This is a genomic window from Mesorhizobium amorphae (assembly GCF_014843845.1).
Lineage (GTDB): Bacteria > Pseudomonadota > Alphaproteobacteria > Rhizobiales > Rhizobiaceae > Mesorhizobium > Mesorhizobium amorphae_A.
In genome coordinates this window covers 50,092-70,018 of the sequence record NZ_JHQS01000033.1, presented here as the reverse complement: position 1 = coordinate 70,018, position 19,927 = coordinate 50,092, and the positions used below count along the sequence as shown (strand labels likewise).

Below are 19,927 nucleotides of genomic sequence, written 5' to 3'. Positions count from 1 at the left end.
TTTCCTCAGCTTCATCCAACTCGCCTGCGCCATGTTATGGATGCGATGAATGTCGATTCAGCCTAGTCTAGCCTTGCGAAGGTCTGCGGCATGGAGGAGGCATTGGGGGCCGGATGCGGAATTGCAGCTCTCGTGCTACTGACCTTAGAGAGCGGACCGTAGGTTGGGGTGGACGTCGTCACCACCTGACTCTTTCTGGCATTGAATTCCAGCCGGTCTGCGACACAAGCGGAACCCGATCATGCCGCCGCGCTACTAAATGTGATTTGATTAGTCGGCCTGGCAATCTGACGACCAACGCCATCGCTTTGCACACGTGTTGAAGATTTTCACGCTGGTCAACGGCGTTCGTGGCTTGGCGGCAAAGAACGCCCGCCCCGAGCGCGCATATTGTCCTGAAAGAACTTCTTCATCTCTCGAAAGGCGGAGAATCCAAAACAGCGGGCGAGCCTTGTCGGCGCAGTAGTGCCGACGCCACAGCGGCGGGCAATCGCGGCCGCGCTTTCAAATGCAATGATCTCCGGCTTTTCAAGCGCTTGCCGAGCTACCTTCTCGAGAGCCGGGGTCAAGCGGAGCTCGCGCTTCGCAATCGCAGTTTTGATTTCATCAAGACATTTAGGTCTGTGTGCAAGTACAGGCGATTTCATCCGAAACCCTCCAGACCTTCGAAGAATCGGTAGCCAGATAGCCCTGAAATCCAGCCCATGACGGCAAGGCGTTCACGAGCCACGTCAGCCCAATCGCTCTGAAGCGAACGATCCAGGCGACGCGGGGAATACGACGGTCTTGTTCCCGTTGAGGAAAACCCGACGATGGATATAGGCGTGGATTGCCCGGGCGAGCACTTGTGCCTCGACGTCGCGGCCGAGACTGACATAGTCCTCACTGGACTGCGCATGCGTCACGCGGATCGTGTCCTGCTCGATGATGGGTCCCTCGTCCAGATCGGCCGTCACGTAGTGCGATGTAGCCCCGATCAGCTTCACACCTCGGTCGTGCGCCTGCTTGTAGGGATTGGCGCCTTTGAATGAGGGTAGGAAGGAATGGTGGATGTTGATGATCCGGCCCGACATTTTCCGGCACATCTCGTCCGAGAGAACCTGCATGTACCGCGCCAGGACGATCAACTCGGCGCCTGTCTCCTCGACGACGCGCATCTGCTGTGCTTCTGCCTCGGCCTTGTTCTCTTTCGTCACCGTGATGAAATGAAACGGGATGTCATGGCTCAAGACCACCTTCTGGTAGTCCATGTGATTGGAGATCACTGCGACGATGTCGATCGGAAGCCCGCCGATCCGCCAGCGATAGAGAAGATCGTTGAGGCAATGGCCAAAGCGCGAGACCATTATGATGACCCTGCGCTTGACGCTCTCGTCGAAGAACTCCCACTCCATGCCGAAGTGCGAGGCGATCGCTTTGAAGCCCGAACGGAGTTCTTCCAGCCCCCACCCGCCTTCGGAGCGGAAGCTCACCCGCATGAAGAAGTTGCCTGTGTCGGCGTCGTCGAACTGCGCGCTGTCGGTAATGTTGCAGGTTTGGTCGGCGAGGAAGGTCGAGATCGCAGCGACGATCCCCCTGGTCGAGCGGCATTTGACGCGAAGGGCGAAACTAAACATTGGTACTCTTCCTTAGCGGGCTCATGCCTGAAGGCTCCGACGAAACGCTGTCAGCGTGTTGGAAAGCAGGCAGGCGATCGTCATTGGGCCCACGCCGCCAGGGACGGGCGTTATGGCCCCGGCATGGGCGGCCTCCGCGAACGCGACATCGCCGACGAGGCGCGACTTGCCGTCTCGCTTCACGCGGTTGATGCCGACGTCAATGACGATAGCGCCTGGCCTGATCCAGTCGCCTCTGATCATCTCAGGCCGTCCCACGGCAGCCACCAGGATGTCAGCTGAACGGCAAATGGTCGCCAGGTCGCGGGTACGGGAGTGCGCAATGGTGACGGTGCAATTTTCGGACAGCAGCAGCTGGGCCATCGGCTTGCCGACGATGTTGCTGCGGCCGACGATCACGGCGTGCAGTCCGGAGAGGTCGCCCAGTCTGTCCTTCAGGAGCATCAGGCAACCAAGTGGTGTGCACGGCACCAATGCCTCCTGGCCGGTCGCGAGGCTGCCCGCGTTCTGAATATGAAATCCGTCAACGTCCTTGCCCGGCTCAACGGCGTTGAGCACCGCACTTGCATCGATCTGTGGCGGCAACGGAAGTTGCACGAGGATGCCGTGCACGGCGGGATCGCCGTTCAGCCTCTCAATCAAGGCGAGGAGATCGTCCTCGGTCGTCTCCGAGGGCAGTCGGTGCTCGAAGGAGGCCATCCCCGCGGCAACCGTCTGGCGGTGCTTCGAGGAGACATAGACGGCGCTCGCCGGATCATCGCCCACCAGTACGACCGCCAGGCCGGGCACCAGGCCGGTCTCCCATCTGAGTTCAGCAACGTCAGCCGTGATCTTGTCTGCCAGGATAGCCGCAGCGGCCTTCCCGTCGATGATCACTTCAGGACGTGGATTTCCCATAGCAAATCCTTTTCTCCAAAAAACACTTTGATGCCTGCACTCGCGCTGAGCCGGCACGCGCGACGGCCCCGGAGGAGGTGCCATCAATTCAGCCAGCCTGGTGACGGCCTCGCGATCGCCGCTCAGCCCAGCACGCTTGCCAGGCTGACAGGGGCACCGGTCTTTGCTGATGTTGTCGCGGCCTCGGCCATGGCCAAGGCAGCAATACCGTCGGCAAGGGTAACAGGAGGAGCCTTTCCGCCGGCGATCGCCTGGACAAACGCCGCCCACTCGGCTGCGTAGGCAGGCATGTAGCGTTCGAGGAAGAAGTAAGTCGGTTTGGCACCGGTCACACCAGCGGCAGTGGATTTTACCACCGTGTTTTCCAACATGTTCTGAGCCTGCAAGAGGCCTTCCGAACCCAGAAGTTCCACGCGCTGATCATAGCCGTAGACGGCCCGGCGCGAGTTCTTGATAACCGCGATCCGGCCGTCAGCGTAGGTCAACGTGACAACAGCCGTGTCGACGTCACCCGCCGCCCCGATCTCCGGATCGACGATAGAGGATGCCACTGACGTGACCGCCACGGGAGCAGTTCCCATGATGAAATTCGCCATGTCGAAATCGTGGATCATCATGTCCCGGAACAGGCCGCCAGATACCTTGATGTAGGCAACCGGGGGCGGCGCGGGGTCGAAGGACGTAATCGACAGGAGTTCGGACTTGCCGATCTCACCTTTGTCAGCGGCCGCCTTCAGAGAAGCAAAGTTCGGATCGAAGCGGCGGTTGAAACCTATCATCACCGGGCGGCCAGTTCCGGCGGCGACTTTCTGGCAAGCGCGCGCGCGGGCAAGGCTCAGATCCACCGGCTTCTCGCAAAGCACGGCCTTGCCGGCGACAGTCGCCCGCTCGATCAGGTCGGAGTGAGTATCGGTCGAAGTTGCGATCAGCACCGCGTCGATCGAGACATCGTTGAGTATCGCGTCAGTGGTCCGAGTCTCGGCACCATACTGGGAGGCGAGCTTTTCCGCGGCTGCGGCATTGATGTCCGACACCGCGACGAGCGTGCTGTCGGGATGCGACGAGATAGCCGTCGCGTGAACGCCGGCGATACGTCCGGCACCGAGAAGGCCGACTTTGAGCATGGTTGTCCTCTAGCTTTGCTGTGTCTGGTTGATCTTTTGAATCAGCGAGAAGCATTGAAGGTGCTTGCCCGCTGATGGGGACGAGGCCGTCCCTCCCCATTTGAAGGAGGCCGCTGGAACTGGTTCAGGCTTTCGCCTGCTCCAGGAATTGGCCGTATTCCGCCTCCGCGATTGAAACATTGTGCTGTGGCTGCGGGTAGGCGCCGGAACCGACGTCGGCGATGAATTCCTTGAACGCCGCAATCCGCTCTTGCTGGAGCCTCACAAACTCGGCCGCGAAATTGCGATAGGTCTTGGCGTGGCGCGGCTTATGGCCGTCGGTGTGGCCAAGCACGTCCTCAGCGAACAGATATTGCGCGTCGGCTCCCGGACCGGCTCCCATGCCAAGCATGATCATCGACGTGTTCTTCGAAATGAATTCGCCGATGCGGTCCGGCACGACCTCAAGCTCGGCCCCGAAGCAGCCGATCGCTTCAAGCTGCTTTACCTGCTGCCAGACCTCCAGAGCTTCCTGGGCGGTCTTGCCCACGGCACGGAACCCGGTCCAGGTGATGTATGAAGGGACAAGCCCGACATGTGCGACGATCGGCACATGGTTGTCACAGAGTGCCTTTTGAATGTCGTAGGCGGCTGCGCAATAGAAGCAGTCGCCGCCCATAGCGGCAAAATGGAAGGCTGCGCGCAGATAATCCTCGGCCGTTGCCAGGGGTCGGCCGTTAAAAGTCCCCCAGCCGCCGTATGGCAGTCCTACCTGGACGAAGCAACGCCCAGCCGCCTCGCGCATTTCGGGAGAGAAGAACCGACCCTCGATGGAGAGCATGTCGATGCCTGCCGCGTTGGCAGCTGCCGCCTCTTCAAGCGTCGTCACGTATAGCATCGAGATTTTCTGCCCACGCGCCTTCATGGCTCGGATGTCGGCGACTGTGGGACGTGTGTTCCTGTGGACCATTGTCTTACACCGTGAACGCGTTGCGGAATGCTTCGAGCGCGGCTTCCGGGTCGCCTGAAGCGAAGGCTTCCATCCCGACGGGGCCGGAGTAGCCCATCGCCTTCAGCGCCTTGGCGATGCCATGCCAGTTGACCTCGCCAGTGCCCGGCTCCATGCGGCCCGGCACATCCGCGACCTGGACTTCGCCGATCCACGGCAGGCAGGTGCGGCAGAGTTCGATCAAGTTCCCTTCGCCGATCTGCGCGTGGTAGAGATCCAGGTTGAGGCGCAGGCGCGGATGGTCGATCGAGGAGACCAGCGCCAGCGTGTCTTCCGCGCGTCCGAAGGGCACGCCGGGGTGATCGACAGGAAGATTGAGGTTTTCCAGCGTGAAGGTCACGTCCTCCTTCTCGGCCATTTCCGCAACGCGGTGCAGCGTATCGCGCGCTTTCAGCCACATGGCACCGGTCACCACCTCGACCGGCATGACCGGCAAGCCACCTTCGCCGAGGCCCGTTCCGTGGAGGTTCAGCCGCGCGACCCCGAGCCGTTTTCCGACCTGAGCGGTTTCCCGGGCCGTTTCCAGCAGTTCCGCCGCGCCCTCCTCATCGGTCAGCCGCCCGCGCAGGTAGCCGTTCATGATGGAGAAGGTCGCTCCTGATTTCTCCAGCTTTGTCAGATCATGGTCGGGCCAGTTCCAGAGACCGACCTCGAACCCCATCTCGTGCAGGCGAGCGGCGCGCCATTCGATCGGCTTGTCGCGCCAGAGCATTTCGGCGCAAGCGGCGAGTTGGAAGAGTTGGCCCATGATGACTCAAACCTCGACCATGACGCGGCCATTCTCGACCTTTGTCTTGTAAGTCTTGAGGTTCTCGCACGCCGGTGGCGTCTCTACTTCGCCGGTCGTGAAGTCGAAAACGGAAGCGTGCTTGGGGCATTCCACCGTATTCCCCATGACGAGACCGTCGGCAAGGTGGATCTTCTCATGCGTGCAAAGCCCGTCTGTGCAATAGTATTCATCCGCGTCGTTGCGGAAGATCGCGAAGGTACGGCCGCCATTCTCGAAGCGTTTGGCTTCCTCGGCTTCGATTTCATCAGCGGCACAAGCGTCAACCCAGGGCATGGAGTCTCTCCTCAGATATCTTGCGGTTTGAAGTCTGCGGGAGCTGACGGCATCACGCCCTGGAGCAGCGCGACGGACTTTTCGAGCCCCTCCAGCGAATTCAGAAGTACGTCTTCGTGCTCGATGGAAAGCCAGCCGTCATAGCCAGCCATCTTGAGTCGATAGCAGAACTGTCGCCACCACTCCTCGCTATGGCCGAACCCAAGCGTGATGTAACTCCAGGACCGGGCCGGAATGTTCATCAGGCTGCCATTCTCAAGCAACGAGGTCGTTGCCTGAACGGGCCGGTTGAGCATTGTATCCTTGGCATGCACGTGATAAACCGCCTCGCCCAGCGCTTGAGCGGCAACGAGGGGGTCAGCGCCCATCCAGAACAGATGCGAGGGGTCAAGATTGGCGCCCACGACAGGCCCAATCGCTTCTCGCAATTTCAGCAGCGAGGGCACGTTGTACACGCACTGATTGCCATGGAGTTCGAGCGCGATGCGATCGACACCGTTTTCCTTCGCCAGCGCCGCGATCTCGATCCAGAAGGGTATCAGCTTTTCTTCCCATTGATATTTAAGGATGGTCTGCGTCTCCGGTGGCCAGGAGGAGACTACCCAGTTAGGCATGCTGTCGCCGGCGCTGCCTGCCGGCAGGCCGCTCATCGTACAGACGGTGCGAATGCCCATCTCGCCGGCGACGCGGATCGTGTCCTGCAGCCCTTCGCCTTGGGTCCGATCTGTTGGGTGCAACGGGTTGCCGTTTGCGTTCAGGCTGATGATCTCCAGCCCACGTTCTTCGAACGCTCCAGTAAACCGCTTCTGCGCCTCGCTGTCGCCCAGCATGGACGAAAGCCGGAAATGCGGGGCGGTCGACCAACCGCAGGTATTCACCTCGATGCCAGATACCCCCATGCGCTTTGCATGGTCCAACACCGCGTCGAAAGGCAGACCGCCGAGACTGTCTGAAACGAAACCCAGCTTCACGCGTAAAACTCCGGCTTTGCAATCATTTGCACGGGCGCTCGACGGGCTTCCTTCAACGCTCTCACGCCAGCCTCGGCAACGGTGGCGGCGCAATAGCCGTCCCAGCAATCCGAGGCGGTCATCGGGAATTCACCGGTCATGACAAAGCGAAGGAAGTCGCGGTTCTGGCGGCGATAGGCATCGTAGTACCGCGTCCGCCAGTCGGCGTCGTAGCTTGTGCTTTGGGCAAGCGCCGACTCCCTGCGGGTGTAGGCAACGTTGTTCGTCGCCACGGCGCCGCGCTCACCGATCAGCTCGGCGCGGACGTCATAGCCGTAGGCGGCGTTGTTGTTGATCTCGATGTTGACGAGCTGCCCGTCCACCGTTTCCAACACCATGACAACAGGTGCGACACGCGCGTCCGAGCGGCGCGGCTGGAACGCGGAAATAGAGGCGTATTCCGTCCCGAGCACGTAACGCACGACGTCGAATTCGTGCGGTGCCGAATTGGTGATGGCCATAGCGCCGGTGAAATCGGCCGCAGGTGTTTCAACATTGCGATGGAAATTGTGCATCATCAGCGCTCGCCCGAGATGGCCATCGTCGAGCGTTTGCTTCATCTCCTGGTAGGATTGATCGTAACGCCGCATGAAGCCGAGCTGGACGAATTTCGCCCCTGCCTTCTGTTCGGTTTCCATCACGGCGATGCAGTCAGCCGACGATTGTGAAAGGGGCTTTTCGCACAGAACGCGCTTGCCCACGGCAATACAGGCCATCGAGAGAGGTGCATGCGTGAAATCGGGGCTCGCAATGATCACGGCGTCCACGTCTTGCCGCGCGATGGCGCCCTTGGGGTCAGTGGCAATGTCGAAGGCACCACATGCATCGGCGACGCGACGGGCGCGCTGGTCATCCATGTCGCAGACCAACTGGAGGGTTGCGCCGGGCAGTTCCTCGGCAACTATCTTGGCATGATCTGCGCCCATCAAGCCGGCGCCGATCACCGCAATGCGGATTGTCATCTCAGTCCTAATTATTTGCGTTTCGAATTTACGGGCAGCCGCGGTCGTGACATGCAGCCGCCTTGCTGGAGCTCTGGAGTGGGTCTACGGAGCGGCTGGTCCCTGCACCACCTGGGGGGATGGCGGATGCCCCTCATGCGTTTCCATGTAACCCTCGACCTGGGCTTCGAGGTCGGCCATTGTCTCGCCGCCAGCCATCAGATCAGTAATCTCCTCGCGGGACTTTTCGCCCTTACGGAAATCGGCGGCGATGGCGCCGCGGATCAGCACCGCGAAATGGTCGCCGACGGCCATGGCGTGCATGACCTGGTGAGTGATGAACACCACTGCCAGGCCGCGCCTCTTGGCCTCGTTGACAATGCGCAGCACATGCGAGGCCTGCTTGACGCCGAGCGCCGCGGTGGGCTCGTCCAGGATCAGTACACGCGCTCCAAAATAGACGGCGCGGGCAATGGCAAGCGACTGGCGCTCGCCGCCCGACAGGCCTCCGACCAAGCGGTCACCGTCGTCAATGCGGGTGATTCCGAAATCGCGTACCGCTTTCACCGCGATCTCGTTGGCGCGCTTGCGGTCATAGATCTTGAACGGTCCCCAGCCTTTGGTCGGCTCTACGCCGACGAAGAAGGACCGCCCGATGCTCATCAGCGGGAAGGTGCCGCCGAACTGGTGCACTGTGGCGATTCCCTGTCCCTGAGCCTCCCTCGGCCCGGCGAAAGTGACCGGCTGACCATCCATCAGTATCTGGCCGCTGGTGGGTTTGTGGACACCGGCCAGGGTCTTGATGAGGGTGGACTTGCCGGCGCCATTGTCACCGAGCAGACAAAGCACCTCGCCTGCACGTACCCTTAGCGAAATATCGTGCAGGACGTCGATTGGCCCGAAGGACTTGTTGACGTTTCTCAATTCGAGAATGGCAGGTTTGTCGTTCATGGCGTGCTCATCTCTTCATCTGCGAACCGGCTTGGCTGATGCGGTTGATCGGCGAGGGTGTTCATCGTAGCTCGATGCTCGTTGATCGAAGCAAGTTCAGGGCCCGGTTGCCGTAACAACTCGTTTTTCATGGGTTTGCTGGCTCCCGCGGCAGGCTTCGCTTACCCCGCGGCCTGAAATACAGAGCCAGGTCGCGGAACGACTGGTTCATCAGCACGGCCACCAGAAGCATCACACCGATAATCAGGTTCGACCAGTTTCGGTCGATCTGGGTAAAGTAGATGCCCTGGCTGACGATGGCGAAAGTGATGGTGCCGACGAAGATACCAACAACCGACCCGAAACCGCCGGTCAGCAATACGCCGCCCACCACCACGGACACGATGGCGTTGAAGATGAAGTTCATGCCGCCGGAGACCTGGGCGGAATTGAACAGGATTGCCTGACAGATGCCAACAAAGGTGGCGCTGACTGCGGACAACACAAACAGCGCAATGGTCATGCGGTCTGTCGGAATGCCGGCGTTGCGGGCGCTGACACGATCGCCGCCCATTGCGAACAGCCAGTTGCCGTAACGGGTCTTGTGCAGAACGAAGCCGATGATCGCGGCGAATGCGATCCACCAGATGATGATGACTTGGTGGCTGCCGCCGATCAGCTGGCCGAACAGGAATTTGGCCCAGTCCGGCGCGGTCAGGGCAACGCTGGCGGTACCGGTCAGAAGCACCGAAGCACTGAGCACCACCCCCTGCATGGCGACCAGCGTGGCCAGAGTAATGATGAGCGAGGGCACGGAGGTGCGGATCGTCAGCAGGCCGTTGACCAGGCCGACCGCCACGCCGACTGCCAGCGCCCCAGCAATTCCCACCCCAATGGGCAGTCCGTAGTAACCGGTGAGTATGGCGGTTGTCATGGAACCAGCGGGGATCAAAGCGCCGATGGAGATGTCGAGTTCGCCTGAGATCATCAGCAGCCCGACTGGAATGGCGACAATGCCTAGATTGGCCGCAAAATTGACCCAACTGGCCGCGCCAACGAGCGTACCCAGGTTGGCGCCGCCGAACAGAATGAAGAACAGCACCACGCCGATAAGACTGAGGATCGAGCCGGCTTCGGGGCGACGCAGCACGGATTTGATTGCGTCCATCATGACCGTTTTCCCTTCTTCGACGAATAGCTGAGTGCCAATTGCCGGAAGGTGTCGTTTGTCAGCACCGCGATCAAAAGAAGCGCGCCGATTATGACGCTTCCGACGTTGGGATCCATGCTCGTGAAGTAAATGCCCTGGTTCACGATCGAGAAGGTAATCGTGCCGAACACGATGCCAACGATCGAGCCGAAGCCGCCCGTGAGCAAAACGCCCCCGATGACCACACACATGATGGAATTGAAGATGAAGGACTGACCGGCCAGAACCTGCGCACTCTGGTAGACCATCACCTCGCTGACCCCGACGAAAGCGGCGCTGAAGCCGGACAGCATGAACAGACCGATGGTCAGCCGCTTGGTCGGGATGCCAACGTTGCGCGCGCTTTCCTTGTCGCCGCCGAGTGCATAGATCCAATTGCCCATCGGGGAGATGTGCAACAGCCAGAACAGGCCGACTACGAACACCACCCACCACAGGATCGTGACCTGGAACATGCCGCCGAGATAGTCGCCGAAGATTGCCTTGGTGAGGGGGGCCGGCACAAGCGAGACGCCGGTGCTGCCGGCGATCATGACGGTAAGACCGAGCGTCAGACCCATCGTGAGGAACATGGTGCCAATGGTAATTATGAGCGACGGGATGGTCGTTCTCGTCACGAGCAGACCATTGAGGAAGCCGACAGCGAGGCCGAGGCCAAGCGCGGCCGTTATGCCAAGCCAGTCGGGCAGCCCATAGTGACCCGACACGATAGCAGCGGTGAGAGACGCCGCGGGGATCACGGCACCGACCGAGATGTCCAGTTCCCCGGCAATCATAAGCAACCCTATCGGCAGCGCGATGATCCCGATCTCAGACGCGATGTTCAACCAGCTGGCCGTGCCCGCTGCCGACATGAAACCACTTCCGCCGAACAGGCCAAAGAAGAGAAGAACTGCGACCATGCCAAGGAACGAGCCCGCCTCTGGTCGACGCGCCAGCCGGCCGAAGGCCAGTCCGTACTTCACGCGGTCCGGCGCCGGAGTTGATGTGGATGCTACGGGATGTGCCATTAGGGTAATCCGCGATCACGCGGCCGGCCGCGATGTGGCCGCCGCAGAGAGAGGGAAAAAGGGCCGCCCGCTATAAAAGCGAGGGCGGCCCAGGCGGGAGGATTATCGCGTCCCTGCTTTCACGCCAGCGATGGTGGCGTCGACGTTTGTCTTGTCGATGATGCCTGGTCCCGTAAGGATCTCGCGGGTGGGCACCGTCAAGCCATAATTGACGTGGCCATTCAGGATCGCGACGGCCAGGTATCCCTGCAGGTAGCCTTGCTGGTCGATCGCGCAGGCCTGCTTGCCATCCTTGATGTTGTTCAGGATGGTTTCGTCAAAGTTCATGCCGCAGAGTTGCACTTTCCCGACCTTGCCGGCCTGGGTAAGGCCGTTCATGGCCGAGTTGGCGTCGACGTTGCCGATGGTAAAGACGGCGTTCACGTCCTGGTGCTGCAGCAGATAGGCCTTCACCGCCTGGGCGACGGCCGTCGCCGAGCCGAAGGATGTAGCAGGCAATGGCAGTACGTCGGCTTCGCCACCGCCGTTCTTCATCCCTTCCTTGAAGCCACCGCAGAAGGCCTCGATATTGGCGGCGCCTGGCAGCGTGTTGATGCAGACGCCCTTCTTGTTGCCGGCCTTGGTGAGGTATTCGCCAGCCGCGACACCGCCTTTGTAGTCGTCCGAGCCGACATAGTTCATGGCGCCAAGACGATCGGCCGCTTTCAGTCCGCCGGCATTGTAGATGATCAGGGGAATGCCAGCATCCCTCACTGCCTTGAACGCAGGGTCCATCGCTTCCGGCACCCAGTCCGGGCCGACAATGGCGTCGGCCTTCTGATCGATGGCTTGGCGGATCAGTTCGGCGGCGTCCACGCCCAGATTGTCATAGTTCTGCGGCCCGAGCCAGGTGACCTTGCCACCTTGGGCCTCGACGACCTTGCCAGCGTCTTCAGCACCGCGCTTGACGATCGACCAAAACGGATCGTCCGGCTTGCCGCCAACCACGAAGATATTGGCGGCGAGAGTCGCGCCGGCGCTGAATCCAATCAGCACCGCTGTCGACACGAGTGTCTTGAAAAGCTTCATAGTCTTCCTCCCAATTTACCCCGTGGGGTTTCAACAAAAGTCCTGCTGTCCCGAGCCCGCTCCTCACAGGCGCAGTCGAATCAGCGTTTGGTTCGTTATTCCGCCGGCATTCCAGACGCGGGATCGCTGCGGCCTTCCTGCTGGCCCCGCATTTTTTCCTTTTTCTTGCGGAAGCGGGCCTTCATGACCTCATCGGCTTCCTTGCTGCCGTCGTGCCAAGTGCCGAACAGCTTATCGAGGGGCACCAGCCCATCGCCGCCGTAATTCACCTCGAAATACTTGTGGTGCAGGTAGTGCACGTAAGAATGGCTATCGAGCTTAACCTTGTCGGTGATTTCGAATGTCTCGAAGCCGAGGTGGCCGTTCACCGCTCCAAATCCCGCTCCGTGCAGCGTGAAGTAGGCGCAGACCGGGTTGGAAGGGATCAACAGGTGCAGCCAGGCTTCAGCATGATAGAGGAAGCCTTCGACTGGGTGCATCGACAGCGACGACCAAGGACTTGGATTGATCGAGTTATGATGAACCGAATGCACCCATTTGTAGAGCGGCGGCCAATGGATCGCCCGGTGAAGGAAGAAGAAATAGACCTCATGCACGGCCGGCGCGATAAGCACCAGGAACGAGAGGTAAAGCCAATTCGTCGTCCATGGCAGCCAGACCGCCCAGCTGTTTGCATAGACCCACAGCATCACGATCTCGACCACTGTCCATAGTGGTATCGTGACGAAAAACGAGCGGGTGAAATTGTCGATGTTCTGGCTTTGAAACCAAAACACGTCAGACGGCGCGTCCGAAGGGAATTTTGAATTATATTTGAAGCGGTTCTGTTGCTTGCGCTGAAAGTAATAGCGCAGCTCGAAGAAGCCGTAGAAAAGGAATATGCCGGCTGCATTTAGGCCATACAGCCAGAAGTAGTTGAGAACGGAGAAGCTCGCGAGGCTCTGCCAGCTTGGGATCAGCAGGTTCACCCAAATGATCGACGTGGCAATATGAAAGGCGTTCCACGGCCAAAGAAATTCAGGAATCCACGCCACCACCTTCTTTGCATTGAACGGACGATGCCAAATTGGCGCCGGCTCGGCCCGGCGATGCGGAGCCCAGTTACCGCGTTTGTCGCGCGTTCCATACTGAAGGTCGTCCATCGTAACAGCGCCTCCCTGCGGAGCTATTCCCAACTGGGCTCGTCAAACATCGGCCCTCATCTGGGCGGGATTCATATCGGAGGCTTGATATTTCTAGAAGACGAAAATAGTATCAAAGTGACATTTGTATCATTTGATATCAGTCATGATGATATAGCTGGGATGAGCTCATGAGGCGGCCGACAATCCACGATCTCGCTACTGCGGCAGGCGTTTCGGTGGCGACCGTGAACCGAATCCTGAGTGGCACCGTTTCAGTACGCCCGAAGACCGTCCAACGCGTACAAAGCGCAGCGGAAGAGATTGGGTTTTACGGAATCGGAGCCATTGATGATCGGGCTCGTAAGATATCTCCACACTACCGATTGGGCTTCCTGCTTCAGCAGTCGACCCGTGACCTCTACCAGCTGTTCGGGAAGAAGATTATTGCCGCCTGTCGCGAGCGTCGGGACGAGGTCATCGATCCAATAGTCGACTTCGTGGATCTGCTGACGCCGGACACAATCGCGAGCCGTCTGATTGCGCTCGGCGATTCATGCGACGCCGTTGCGGTGGTCGCGGCAGATCACCCAATTATTGGCCAGGCGATCCGTTCGCTAAAAGAGATGGGGAAGCCGGTAGTTTCATATATCACGGACCAATCAGCGCCAGAGCGGGCGGCGTATGTAGGCACCGACAACTGGAAGCTTGGGCGCACTGCGGCCTTCCTGATCACCCAAACCACTCAAGGACCGGGTCGCATTGCGGTCTTCATTGGCAACCATCGGTATCAATGCCAGGACGTGTCCGACGCCAGTTTCCGTTCCTATTTGCGCGAGCACGCTCCACGGCTTACGGTAGAGGAAAGCCGCCCCACCCACGAGGAAGCAAGTGAGGCCTATCGAATGGTGGCTGAGCTTCTGAAATCGACTGCCGATCTTGTCGGCATTTTGATCGTCGGCGGCGGAATAACGGGTGTACTTCGTGCCTTGAGGGAGGTCTCTCCACAGAGGCGGTCGGGTATAAAAGTGGTATGCCGTGACATTGGCCCCGAAACTCGAAGGGGACTGTCTGAGGGCCTGATCACTGCAGCTCTTTGCCATCCGCTCGAAGCGACCTCGGCTCTTCTTGTCCAAACGATGATCGATGTCATTGGACCGCAAGCGCCGTTGGCTACCCTTCAGCGATCCATACCTTTTGAAATTGTCACACCGGAGAATATTTGACGCAGATGTCAGCTACGGGCGCGGGCATCCTGCGACCCGATGAGGATGTCCGCTTTCAGGTGACGCACAAACGGACCTCAACGGCTAAATTGAGGCGCAAAGCTGCCGACGGCGCGATAGGGAGCTTGTCTTGTGGGCTGGCTGGGATCTTGCCTGAATTCCACACCTGAAGACGGAGGACGGATCGGGGCACCGCATTGGGGGAGCAGTCCTGGGAGGCACCTCCACCAGGATCCGGCCGTCGTGGACCAGACGCGGCATCGAACTGGGCTGCAACGCCCGCGGACGGGCGTTTGCCTCCTGCTGCCAGACAACCAGCACGTCGGAATTGAAGCCGATGGCTCGCTGCACTTCAGCCGAGGTGGCGAACCGTCGCGCTGTCCGCCTCTCCGGAAATGTCAGAGGCGGATCGGGACTGGCGGTTGCCACGAAGGACGCCGTCCATCGAGTCATTCTTATTATGCAGACAACGTACATTGGTGACGTTGTCTTGACGTCAGCGCAGGTGCGCAATCTACGTCTCGCCTATCCAGACGTCAGAATAGCAATGCTTTGCGCGCCCGGTCTTCGGCATTTTGTACAGCCAAAATATCGCTGATGAAGCAATCGGGTTCGATCGCCGCAGCAAGGGAAAGAGTTTGTTCAAGCGACTGAGAGAGTATCGGAGCTTGGTCTCGGATCTCCGTCAACGCCCAGCACCCTCTGCAAGTCCTCGGGATCATATCGGTCTACGGGAAGCCGCTGCACTTTTCCGGCCCATCCGGCGCGAATGTTCCGATGATATCGAGCGCTTCAAAGCCGCCTTCAACACTCCGCAGGTACCTACGAAATCCCTCGCCGAGTGGCGGAGGAGCAGTGGGGCTACTACTGCACGAAGATTGCCGTAGTCGAGACCATGACGATCATGCGTGCCTCGGCGTTTTGTCCCGCCGGCGACAAACTAATGCGCAGCGCCAGCACCTGGATAATCTCCCGACAATGCGAGGTCTGCGCCGATTGCTCGACGAAACATTTCGGTGCGGCCTGGAATGCTCAGGATCGGAGGCGCGAAGACCGAGATCGCCTTTGGGTGAACCTTGAAATGGGCCGGTGTCGAGGTGACGATCTCACCATCGGTGTTGACCGGCATCGGCTTCTCCGTCTCGATGTCAAACTCGACGCACCTGGCCGTGCGCACCTCACGCCAGGCGCCATGCGTTCCAGAACGGAACGAGCGGAGCATCAGCGCCAGCTTCCAGAGATTCGTCATTTCCAAGCTATAGAGATCGAGATGTCCGTCATCGATCTCGGCCGTCCCTTCCACAACGTTGCCGCCGCCGTAGTGCCGACCGTTTCCAACCGCGATCTGGTAGGTTTCGGCTTCGATCGCCGCGCCTTTCTCGGTAATCTCCGCGTGAAACCTGGCGGCCCGCGTCAACACTTTCATCGCCGCCAGCGCATAGCCAAGCCTGCCGAAACGCTTCTTTAGAGCGGGGTCCAGACTTTGCGCCAGTTCGGTGCTGAGTCCGATACTCGCGACGTTGAAAAAGGCATGACCATTAACCGTGCCAACATCGATCAGCCGGGTTTGGCCTCGCGCGATCACATCGGCGGCCTGCGGGAGATCCATCGGAATATTGAGTGTGCGAGCGAGGTCATTCGCCGTTCCCATAGGAATAATGCCCATCGGCAGGCCGCTTTCCATTACCGCCATCGCCGCCGACGATACCGAACCATCGCCACCGCACACAACCACAAGATCGGCCATATGGCGTAAGCGAACGATGTCACGAGCGATCTCAGGCAACGCCTCGAACGTCTCGACGGTGACGGAAAGCCCACCTCCCTCCAGCCGCTCCACAACTGGCGCGATCACCTCCTGGCCGCGCCGCGCCTTGGGATTGAGGAGCAGCAACGCGCGCCTTTTAGTTAATTTGCTCATTTCAAAAATCGGTCCGATGGTTCATGGGCTCAACGCACATAAGATGGCTGCTTCCAGATTGCGACCGCAACCGACGCTTTTGACCCCATCCGAGCAGGGCGCACGTCTGCAAGCCTCCCGAGCGGCTTGGTCACCTAAGTCGCGTCTTCTGCCTGGCTCTCCGCCCAATGCAGGTGGATTGAGCCCGAGTCGCATATGGCTATCGAAATCCAGAAGACGATCAATGCGCCAAGATGCTTCGTGCAAGGCCGTGCCTTACTACCGACTTGAGGGTCGACTGGCCTTCACTCCGACGCTGGCGCGGCTCGCCCCGTCTGATTCACTGTCGGCAATCAGCGAAAGGTAGCGCTCAAGAGCCTTCGAGAACTTGGCTTGCCAGATTTCATGCGCAGTACGGAGATCTCCGTCCCGCAAGCTTTCGAATAGCTTGACGACATACTTCTCGGCATCGCCCTTTCGGTCAGTATAGACGACCCCCAGTTGATGATTGAAGCGCCTGACGTCCGAAGTCAGCTCGGAAAAGTAGCGGATGGTCCGCTGCAATCCCGTCGCATCGATGACCGCCTGCTGGAACTCCAGATCGTTGCGAACGGTCTCCGCCTGGCTATCAAGGTTAGCGAACTTGACGGCATTCTCAGCCAGTTTTTCAAGCCGCTTGATGTCGGCCGAGGCCAGGCGACCGGACTCGGCGAGGAGATGATCCAGCGCAATTTTCCCCAGCGCCATCCGGATATTGTAGACTTCGATGACACTGTCTGCGTCCACCGCCCTGACGGATGCTCCCTTGTTCCGCTTGAGCTCGACGAACCCCTCGCGAGCAAGCAGGCGCAAAGCCTCCCGGACCGGATGTCGGGAGACGTTCAGCATGTCGGTAAGCTGTTGCTCGACCAGCCGGTCGCCAGGCTTGAAGTGCCCCGCAATGATCGCCTTCCGGATTTGCTCCGCAGCGAACTGCGTGCTTTCCATCTGCGTCATGGGAGCCAGAATGGCGCCTGTTTCATTTGCGTGTCGCATCAAGATCCTCATAAGGCGACCACGGGAGATCGGCTGCACAGGCATTCGGAATGTAGACTATATACGAATGCGATCATCTAATGAGAAGCCTGCCGCCAAGCTATCCTTACGGAACAAGTGGAAAACGTGACTTGCCGCTAGAGCGAGATCGACAGGTTTTTCACGGGAAGGGCGCCGGCACCACGATACGCAGTGATCTCGATTTCGAAGAGATACTCGGGTCCGCCCAGCGGGCCGCAGTTGACGCAGCTTGCCGGAGAGATGCCCCGGAACTTCTCGCCCATATAGGCCATGACTTCCGGGACGTCTTCCTGGCGCGGAATGAAGATGCGCCGCCGCACCACATCCGCAAGGCTGCTGCCTACCGCCTCAAGCGCGCCTTCGACATTCTTCATCGCCTGCCTTGCCTGCTCGATCGCCGTCCCGGGCATCGCACGAGTCTTGTAGTCGCGTCCTGCGGTCAGCGACATGAAGATCCAGTTGTCGAGGGCGACGATCCGCGAATAGCCTTCCTTCTCTTCGAGGATGCTGCCCGACTTGAGCTTCACAAGTTCCATAAAGGTCTCCATGTTGCGGATCAGATCGAGATGCCGCCGTCGATCGCCACCGTCTGACCGGTGATCAGCGCGCCGGCGAAACCGAGATAGACGATCAGTTCCGCGACATCCGCCGTGGTGCAGACTTTCTTCAGAGGTGTGTTGGCGACGGTGCTCTGACGACGCTCCTCCGACCATTCGATCGCCCAAGAGCTTTCGACGACGCCGGGCGCCACTGCATTGACGCGCACATCGGGAGCGAGCGCACGCGCCAGGTTCTTCGTCAGGTTGATGACGGCGGCCTTGGAGCCGCTATAGGCGATGGTGCTGGCCACGGCCCCGAAGCCGGCGATGGAAGCGGTGTTCACGATCGAACCTTTGGCCACCTTGAGAGCAGGCGCCGCGGCCTTCGAGCACCTGAAAACGCTCATCAGGTTGACGTTCAGCAGACTTGCCCAAAGCTCCTCCGTTATGCTGTCGAGGTCGTTGATCGGCACCGGGACCTTCACGCCCGGTATTCCCGCGTTGTTGACAAGCAGGTCGAGACGGCCGAACCTCGCCACCGCCTCGAGTACCATTGCCTTGGCCTGCCCGGCATCGCCGACATCGCCTGGAGCACCGATGATGTCGAGCCCCTCCTTCTGGAACTCGGCGAGAGCAGCCTCTCCCCGCTGGTCCGCCGGCAGATAGTTGATTGCGACCTTCGCGCCGGCCTTGGCCATCATGCGCGCGGTTTCAAGGCCGATGCCCGACGCGCCGCCAGTGACGAGCGCCGTCTTTCCCGTGAGTTTGAACGAGATCATGTGTTTAGCCTTCGATGGTGCATTGAATGAAATTCGCTAGGCGACTGAGCTTCTGACGATTTCAAGGGGTTTGCGATTCTCGCGTCGCAGGAACTTCTGTGTCTGTTCATTGCGGGGATTGTCGATCACCTCTTTGGCCGTGCCGATTTCGCAGACCTCGCCCTGGCAGAGAAAGGCCACGCGGTCCGCCGATTCCCGAGCGAAATTGATATCGTGTGTGACAACCACCATCGTCATGCCTTCGCTCCTCAGGAGGCGCATGGTCTCAAGCACTTCGCCGACAAGTTCGGGATCGAGCGCGGAGGTGACCTCGTCGAAGAGCATGTAGCTCGGCTCCATCGCAAGCGCTCGGGCGATGGCGAGACGTTGTTGCTGGCCGCCTGAGAGCTGAGATGGCAAGCTGTCGCCCTTGTCGCCGAGCCCCACATGCTCGAGGTGCTTCTGCGCAAGTGCGCGCGCCACCGCGCGGCTGCGCTTTGCGACCACCCGGGGTGCCAGCGCGACATTTTCCAGCGCCGTGAGGTGCGGGAAGGCGTTGTATTGCTGGAACACGATGCCCAGCTTGCGGCGCAGCTTGTTGATATCCGTCTTCGGATCGTGGACGCTGATGCCGTCTACGAGGATCTCGCCGCCCTGGATCGGTTCGAGCCCGTTGATGCATTGCAGGAGCGTTGATTTTCCCGACCCGCTCGCGCCTATGAGGCAGACGAGTTCGCCCTTTTCGATCGTGAGGTCGATGCCCTTGAGCACGACCACCGATCCGAAGGCCTTCTGGACTTTGCTGATGCGGATCATACGCGGACCTTTCTTTCGAGGTGCCGGCTGTACCGGGAAACCGGATAGCAGATAAGGAAATAGAAAAGCCCCGCACCCATCAGCAGCAGCCAGGTCTCATGTGTCCTGGTAATGAGTATTTGGGTGGAACGCATATATTCGACGTAGCCCACCACGCCCGCCAGAGCGCTGTCCTTGATCAGGCTGAGGACGAGCCCGATCCACGGAGCCAGTGCCGTCCTGAATGCCAGCGGCATGGATATATGCAAAAGCTCCTGGTAGCCGTTCATGCCGAGCGAGCGAGCGCTCTTGCGGTATTGAACCGGGACCGAGAGGAGGCCCGCCCGGACCACCTCGGCAGTTACTGCCGACATCCAGGCACTAAGCGCGACGGTACCGAACCAAAAGGGTGACGAGCCGAAGCCCAGGATCGACAGAAGGCTGTTGGCGAGTATCAGCTGGATGATCATCGGCACGCTGCGCAGGATGTCGATGAAGGGGGCCGTGGCGACCCTCACGGTCACGGACACGGTGCGCAACCAGCCAAGCACGATCCCGCCAAGGGTCCCGATTAGGGTTGCCGCGGCGGCAAGCCTGACGGTGTTGAGCAGCCCCTCAGCCAGGAAATAAGCATCCGACCAGGCGAGGCCTTGGTTTGCGAACGAAAACTGCACG

At 59.9% G+C, this 19,927-nt stretch carries 21 protein-coding genes; 1 reads left to right on the top strand and 20 read right to left on the bottom strand.

Going from position 1 to position 19,927, the window contains the following annotated elements; translation table 11 throughout:
- Nucleotides 1-338: 338 nt before the first annotated feature.
- From DH08_RS15840 to DH08_RS15775, 14 genes are all read right to left on the bottom strand, one after another.
- Nucleotides 339-647 (bottom strand): MurR/RpiR family transcriptional regulator, encoded by a 309-nt coding sequence (locus DH08_RS15840; protein ID WP_192180186.1) that lies wholly within the window; start codon nucleotides 645-647, stop codon nucleotides 339-341.
- 84 nt (nucleotides 648-731) lie between these two features.
- Nucleotides 732-1,616, bottom strand: a complete 885-nt coding sequence (gene purU, locus DH08_RS15835) for a formyltetrahydrofolate deformylase (RefSeq protein ID WP_192180185.1) — start codon at nucleotides 1,614-1,616, stop codon at nucleotides 732-734.
- Nucleotides 1,617-1,637: 21 nt separating this feature from the next.
- Nucleotides 1,638-2,513, bottom strand: a complete 876-nt coding sequence (gene folD, locus DH08_RS15830; RefSeq protein WP_192180184.1) for a bifunctional methylenetetrahydrofolate dehydrogenase/methenyltetrahydrofolate cyclohydrolase FolD — start codon at nucleotides 2,511-2,513, stop codon at nucleotides 1,638-1,640.
- 122 nt (nucleotides 2,514-2,635) lie between these two features.
- Nucleotides 2,636-3,637 carry an inositol 2-dehydrogenase gene (gene iolG / locus DH08_RS15825; protein ID WP_192180183.1) on the bottom strand — a complete coding sequence of 334 codons (1,002 nt, stop codon included), beginning with the start codon at nucleotides 3,635-3,637 and terminating at the stop codon, nucleotides 2,636-2,638.
- A 124-nt stretch (nucleotides 3,638-3,761) separates the two neighbouring features.
- On the bottom strand, nucleotides 3,762-4,586 hold the full coding sequence (locus tag DH08_RS15820) for a 3-methyl-2-oxobutanoate hydroxymethyltransferase (protein ID WP_192180182.1): 825 nt from the start codon (nucleotides 4,584-4,586) through the stop codon (nucleotides 3,762-3,764).
- 4 nt (nucleotides 4,587-4,590) lie between these two features.
- Nucleotides 4,591-5,373, bottom strand: a complete 783-nt coding sequence (locus DH08_RS15815) for a hydroxypyruvate isomerase family protein (protein ID WP_192180181.1) — start codon at nucleotides 5,371-5,373, stop codon at nucleotides 4,591-4,593.
- 6 nt (nucleotides 5,374-5,379) lie between these two features.
- Nucleotides 5,380-5,688, bottom strand: coding sequence for a MocE family 2Fe-2S type ferredoxin (locus DH08_RS15810; protein WP_192180180.1), 309 nt, complete (start codon nucleotides 5,686-5,688; stop codon nucleotides 5,380-5,382).
- A gap of 11 nt (nucleotides 5,689-5,699) precedes the next feature.
- Nucleotides 5,700-6,659 (bottom strand): TIM barrel protein, encoded by a 960-nt coding sequence (locus tag DH08_RS15805; protein WP_192180179.1) that lies wholly within the window; start codon nucleotides 6,657-6,659, stop codon nucleotides 5,700-5,702.
- Nucleotides 6,656-7,660: a Gfo/Idh/MocA family oxidoreductase gene (locus DH08_RS15800; RefSeq protein ID WP_192180178.1), complete on the bottom strand. Its 1,005-nt coding sequence runs from the start codon at nucleotides 7,658-7,660 to the stop codon at nucleotides 6,656-6,658. Before DH08_RS15800 ends, DH08_RS15805 begins: the two co-directional genes overlap by 4 nt.
- 84 nt (nucleotides 7,661-7,744) lie before the next feature.
- Nucleotides 7,745-8,590 carry an ATP-binding cassette domain-containing protein gene (locus DH08_RS15795; RefSeq protein ID WP_192180177.1) on the bottom strand — a complete coding sequence of 282 codons (846 nt, stop codon included), beginning with the start codon at nucleotides 8,588-8,590 and terminating at the stop codon, nucleotides 7,745-7,747.
- Nucleotides 8,591-8,717: 127 nt separating this feature from the next.
- On the bottom strand, nucleotides 8,718-9,740 hold the full coding sequence (locus DH08_RS15790; protein WP_428338408.1) for an ABC transporter permease: 1,023 nt from the start codon (nucleotides 9,738-9,740) through the stop codon (nucleotides 8,718-8,720).
- Entirely contained in the window at nucleotides 9,737-10,681 is a 945-nt protein-coding gene (locus tag DH08_RS15785) for an ABC transporter permease (RefSeq protein WP_246800869.1), read from the bottom strand. The genes DH08_RS15790 and DH08_RS15785 overlap by 4 nt, the downstream gene beginning before the upstream one ends.
- A 210-nt stretch (nucleotides 10,682-10,891) precedes the next feature.
- Nucleotides 10,892-11,857, bottom strand: coding sequence for a sugar ABC transporter substrate-binding protein (locus DH08_RS15780; protein ID WP_192180175.1), 966 nt, complete (start codon nucleotides 11,855-11,857; stop codon nucleotides 10,892-10,894).
- A gap of 95 nt (nucleotides 11,858-11,952) precedes the next feature.
- Entirely contained in the window at nucleotides 11,953-12,999 is a 1,047-nt protein-coding gene (locus DH08_RS15775; protein WP_192180174.1) for a sterol desaturase family protein, read from the bottom strand.
- 170 nt (nucleotides 13,000-13,169) lie between these two features.
- Between DH08_RS15775 and DH08_RS15770 the strand changes: the two genes are divergently transcribed.
- Nucleotides 13,170-14,204: a LacI family DNA-binding transcriptional regulator gene (locus DH08_RS15770; RefSeq protein ID WP_192180173.1), complete on the top strand. Its 1,035-nt coding sequence runs from the start codon at nucleotides 13,170-13,172 to the stop codon at nucleotides 14,202-14,204.
- Nucleotides 14,205-15,144: 940 nt separating this feature from the next.
- Here the strand turns inward: DH08_RS15770 and DH08_RS15765 are convergent.
- The 6 genes from DH08_RS15765 to DH08_RS15740 form a co-directional block, all read right to left on the bottom strand.
- Nucleotides 15,145-16,125, bottom strand: coding sequence for a lipid kinase (locus DH08_RS15765; protein ID WP_192180172.1), 981 nt, complete (start codon nucleotides 16,123-16,125; stop codon nucleotides 15,145-15,147).
- A gap of 258 nt (nucleotides 16,126-16,383) precedes the next feature.
- Nucleotides 16,384-17,139 carry a GntR family transcriptional regulator gene (locus tag DH08_RS15760; RefSeq protein WP_246800865.1) on the bottom strand — a complete coding sequence of 252 codons (756 nt, stop codon included), beginning with the start codon at nucleotides 17,137-17,139 and terminating at the stop codon, nucleotides 16,384-16,386.
- Nucleotides 17,140-17,276: 137 nt separating this feature from the next.
- Entirely contained in the window at nucleotides 17,277-17,696 is a 420-nt protein-coding gene (locus tag DH08_RS15755) for a RidA family protein (RefSeq protein WP_246800864.1), read from the bottom strand.
- A 20-nt stretch (nucleotides 17,697-17,716) separates the two neighbouring features.
- Nucleotides 17,717-18,478, bottom strand: coding sequence for an SDR family NAD(P)-dependent oxidoreductase (locus DH08_RS15750; RefSeq protein WP_192180170.1), 762 nt, complete (start codon nucleotides 18,476-18,478; stop codon nucleotides 17,717-17,719).
- Nucleotides 18,479-18,514: 36 nt separating this feature from the next.
- A complete protein-coding gene (locus tag DH08_RS15745; protein ID WP_192180169.1) occupies nucleotides 18,515-19,273 on the bottom strand; it encodes an amino acid ABC transporter ATP-binding protein in 759 nt (252 codons plus the stop codon).
- Complete coding sequence (locus DH08_RS15740; RefSeq protein WP_192180168.1) at nucleotides 19,270-19,926, bottom strand: ABC transporter permease subunit; 657 nt, start codon at nucleotides 19,924-19,926, stop codon at nucleotides 19,270-19,272. The genes DH08_RS15745 and DH08_RS15740 overlap by 4 nt, the downstream gene beginning before the upstream one ends.
- Nucleotide 19,927: the final 1 nt, after the last annotated feature.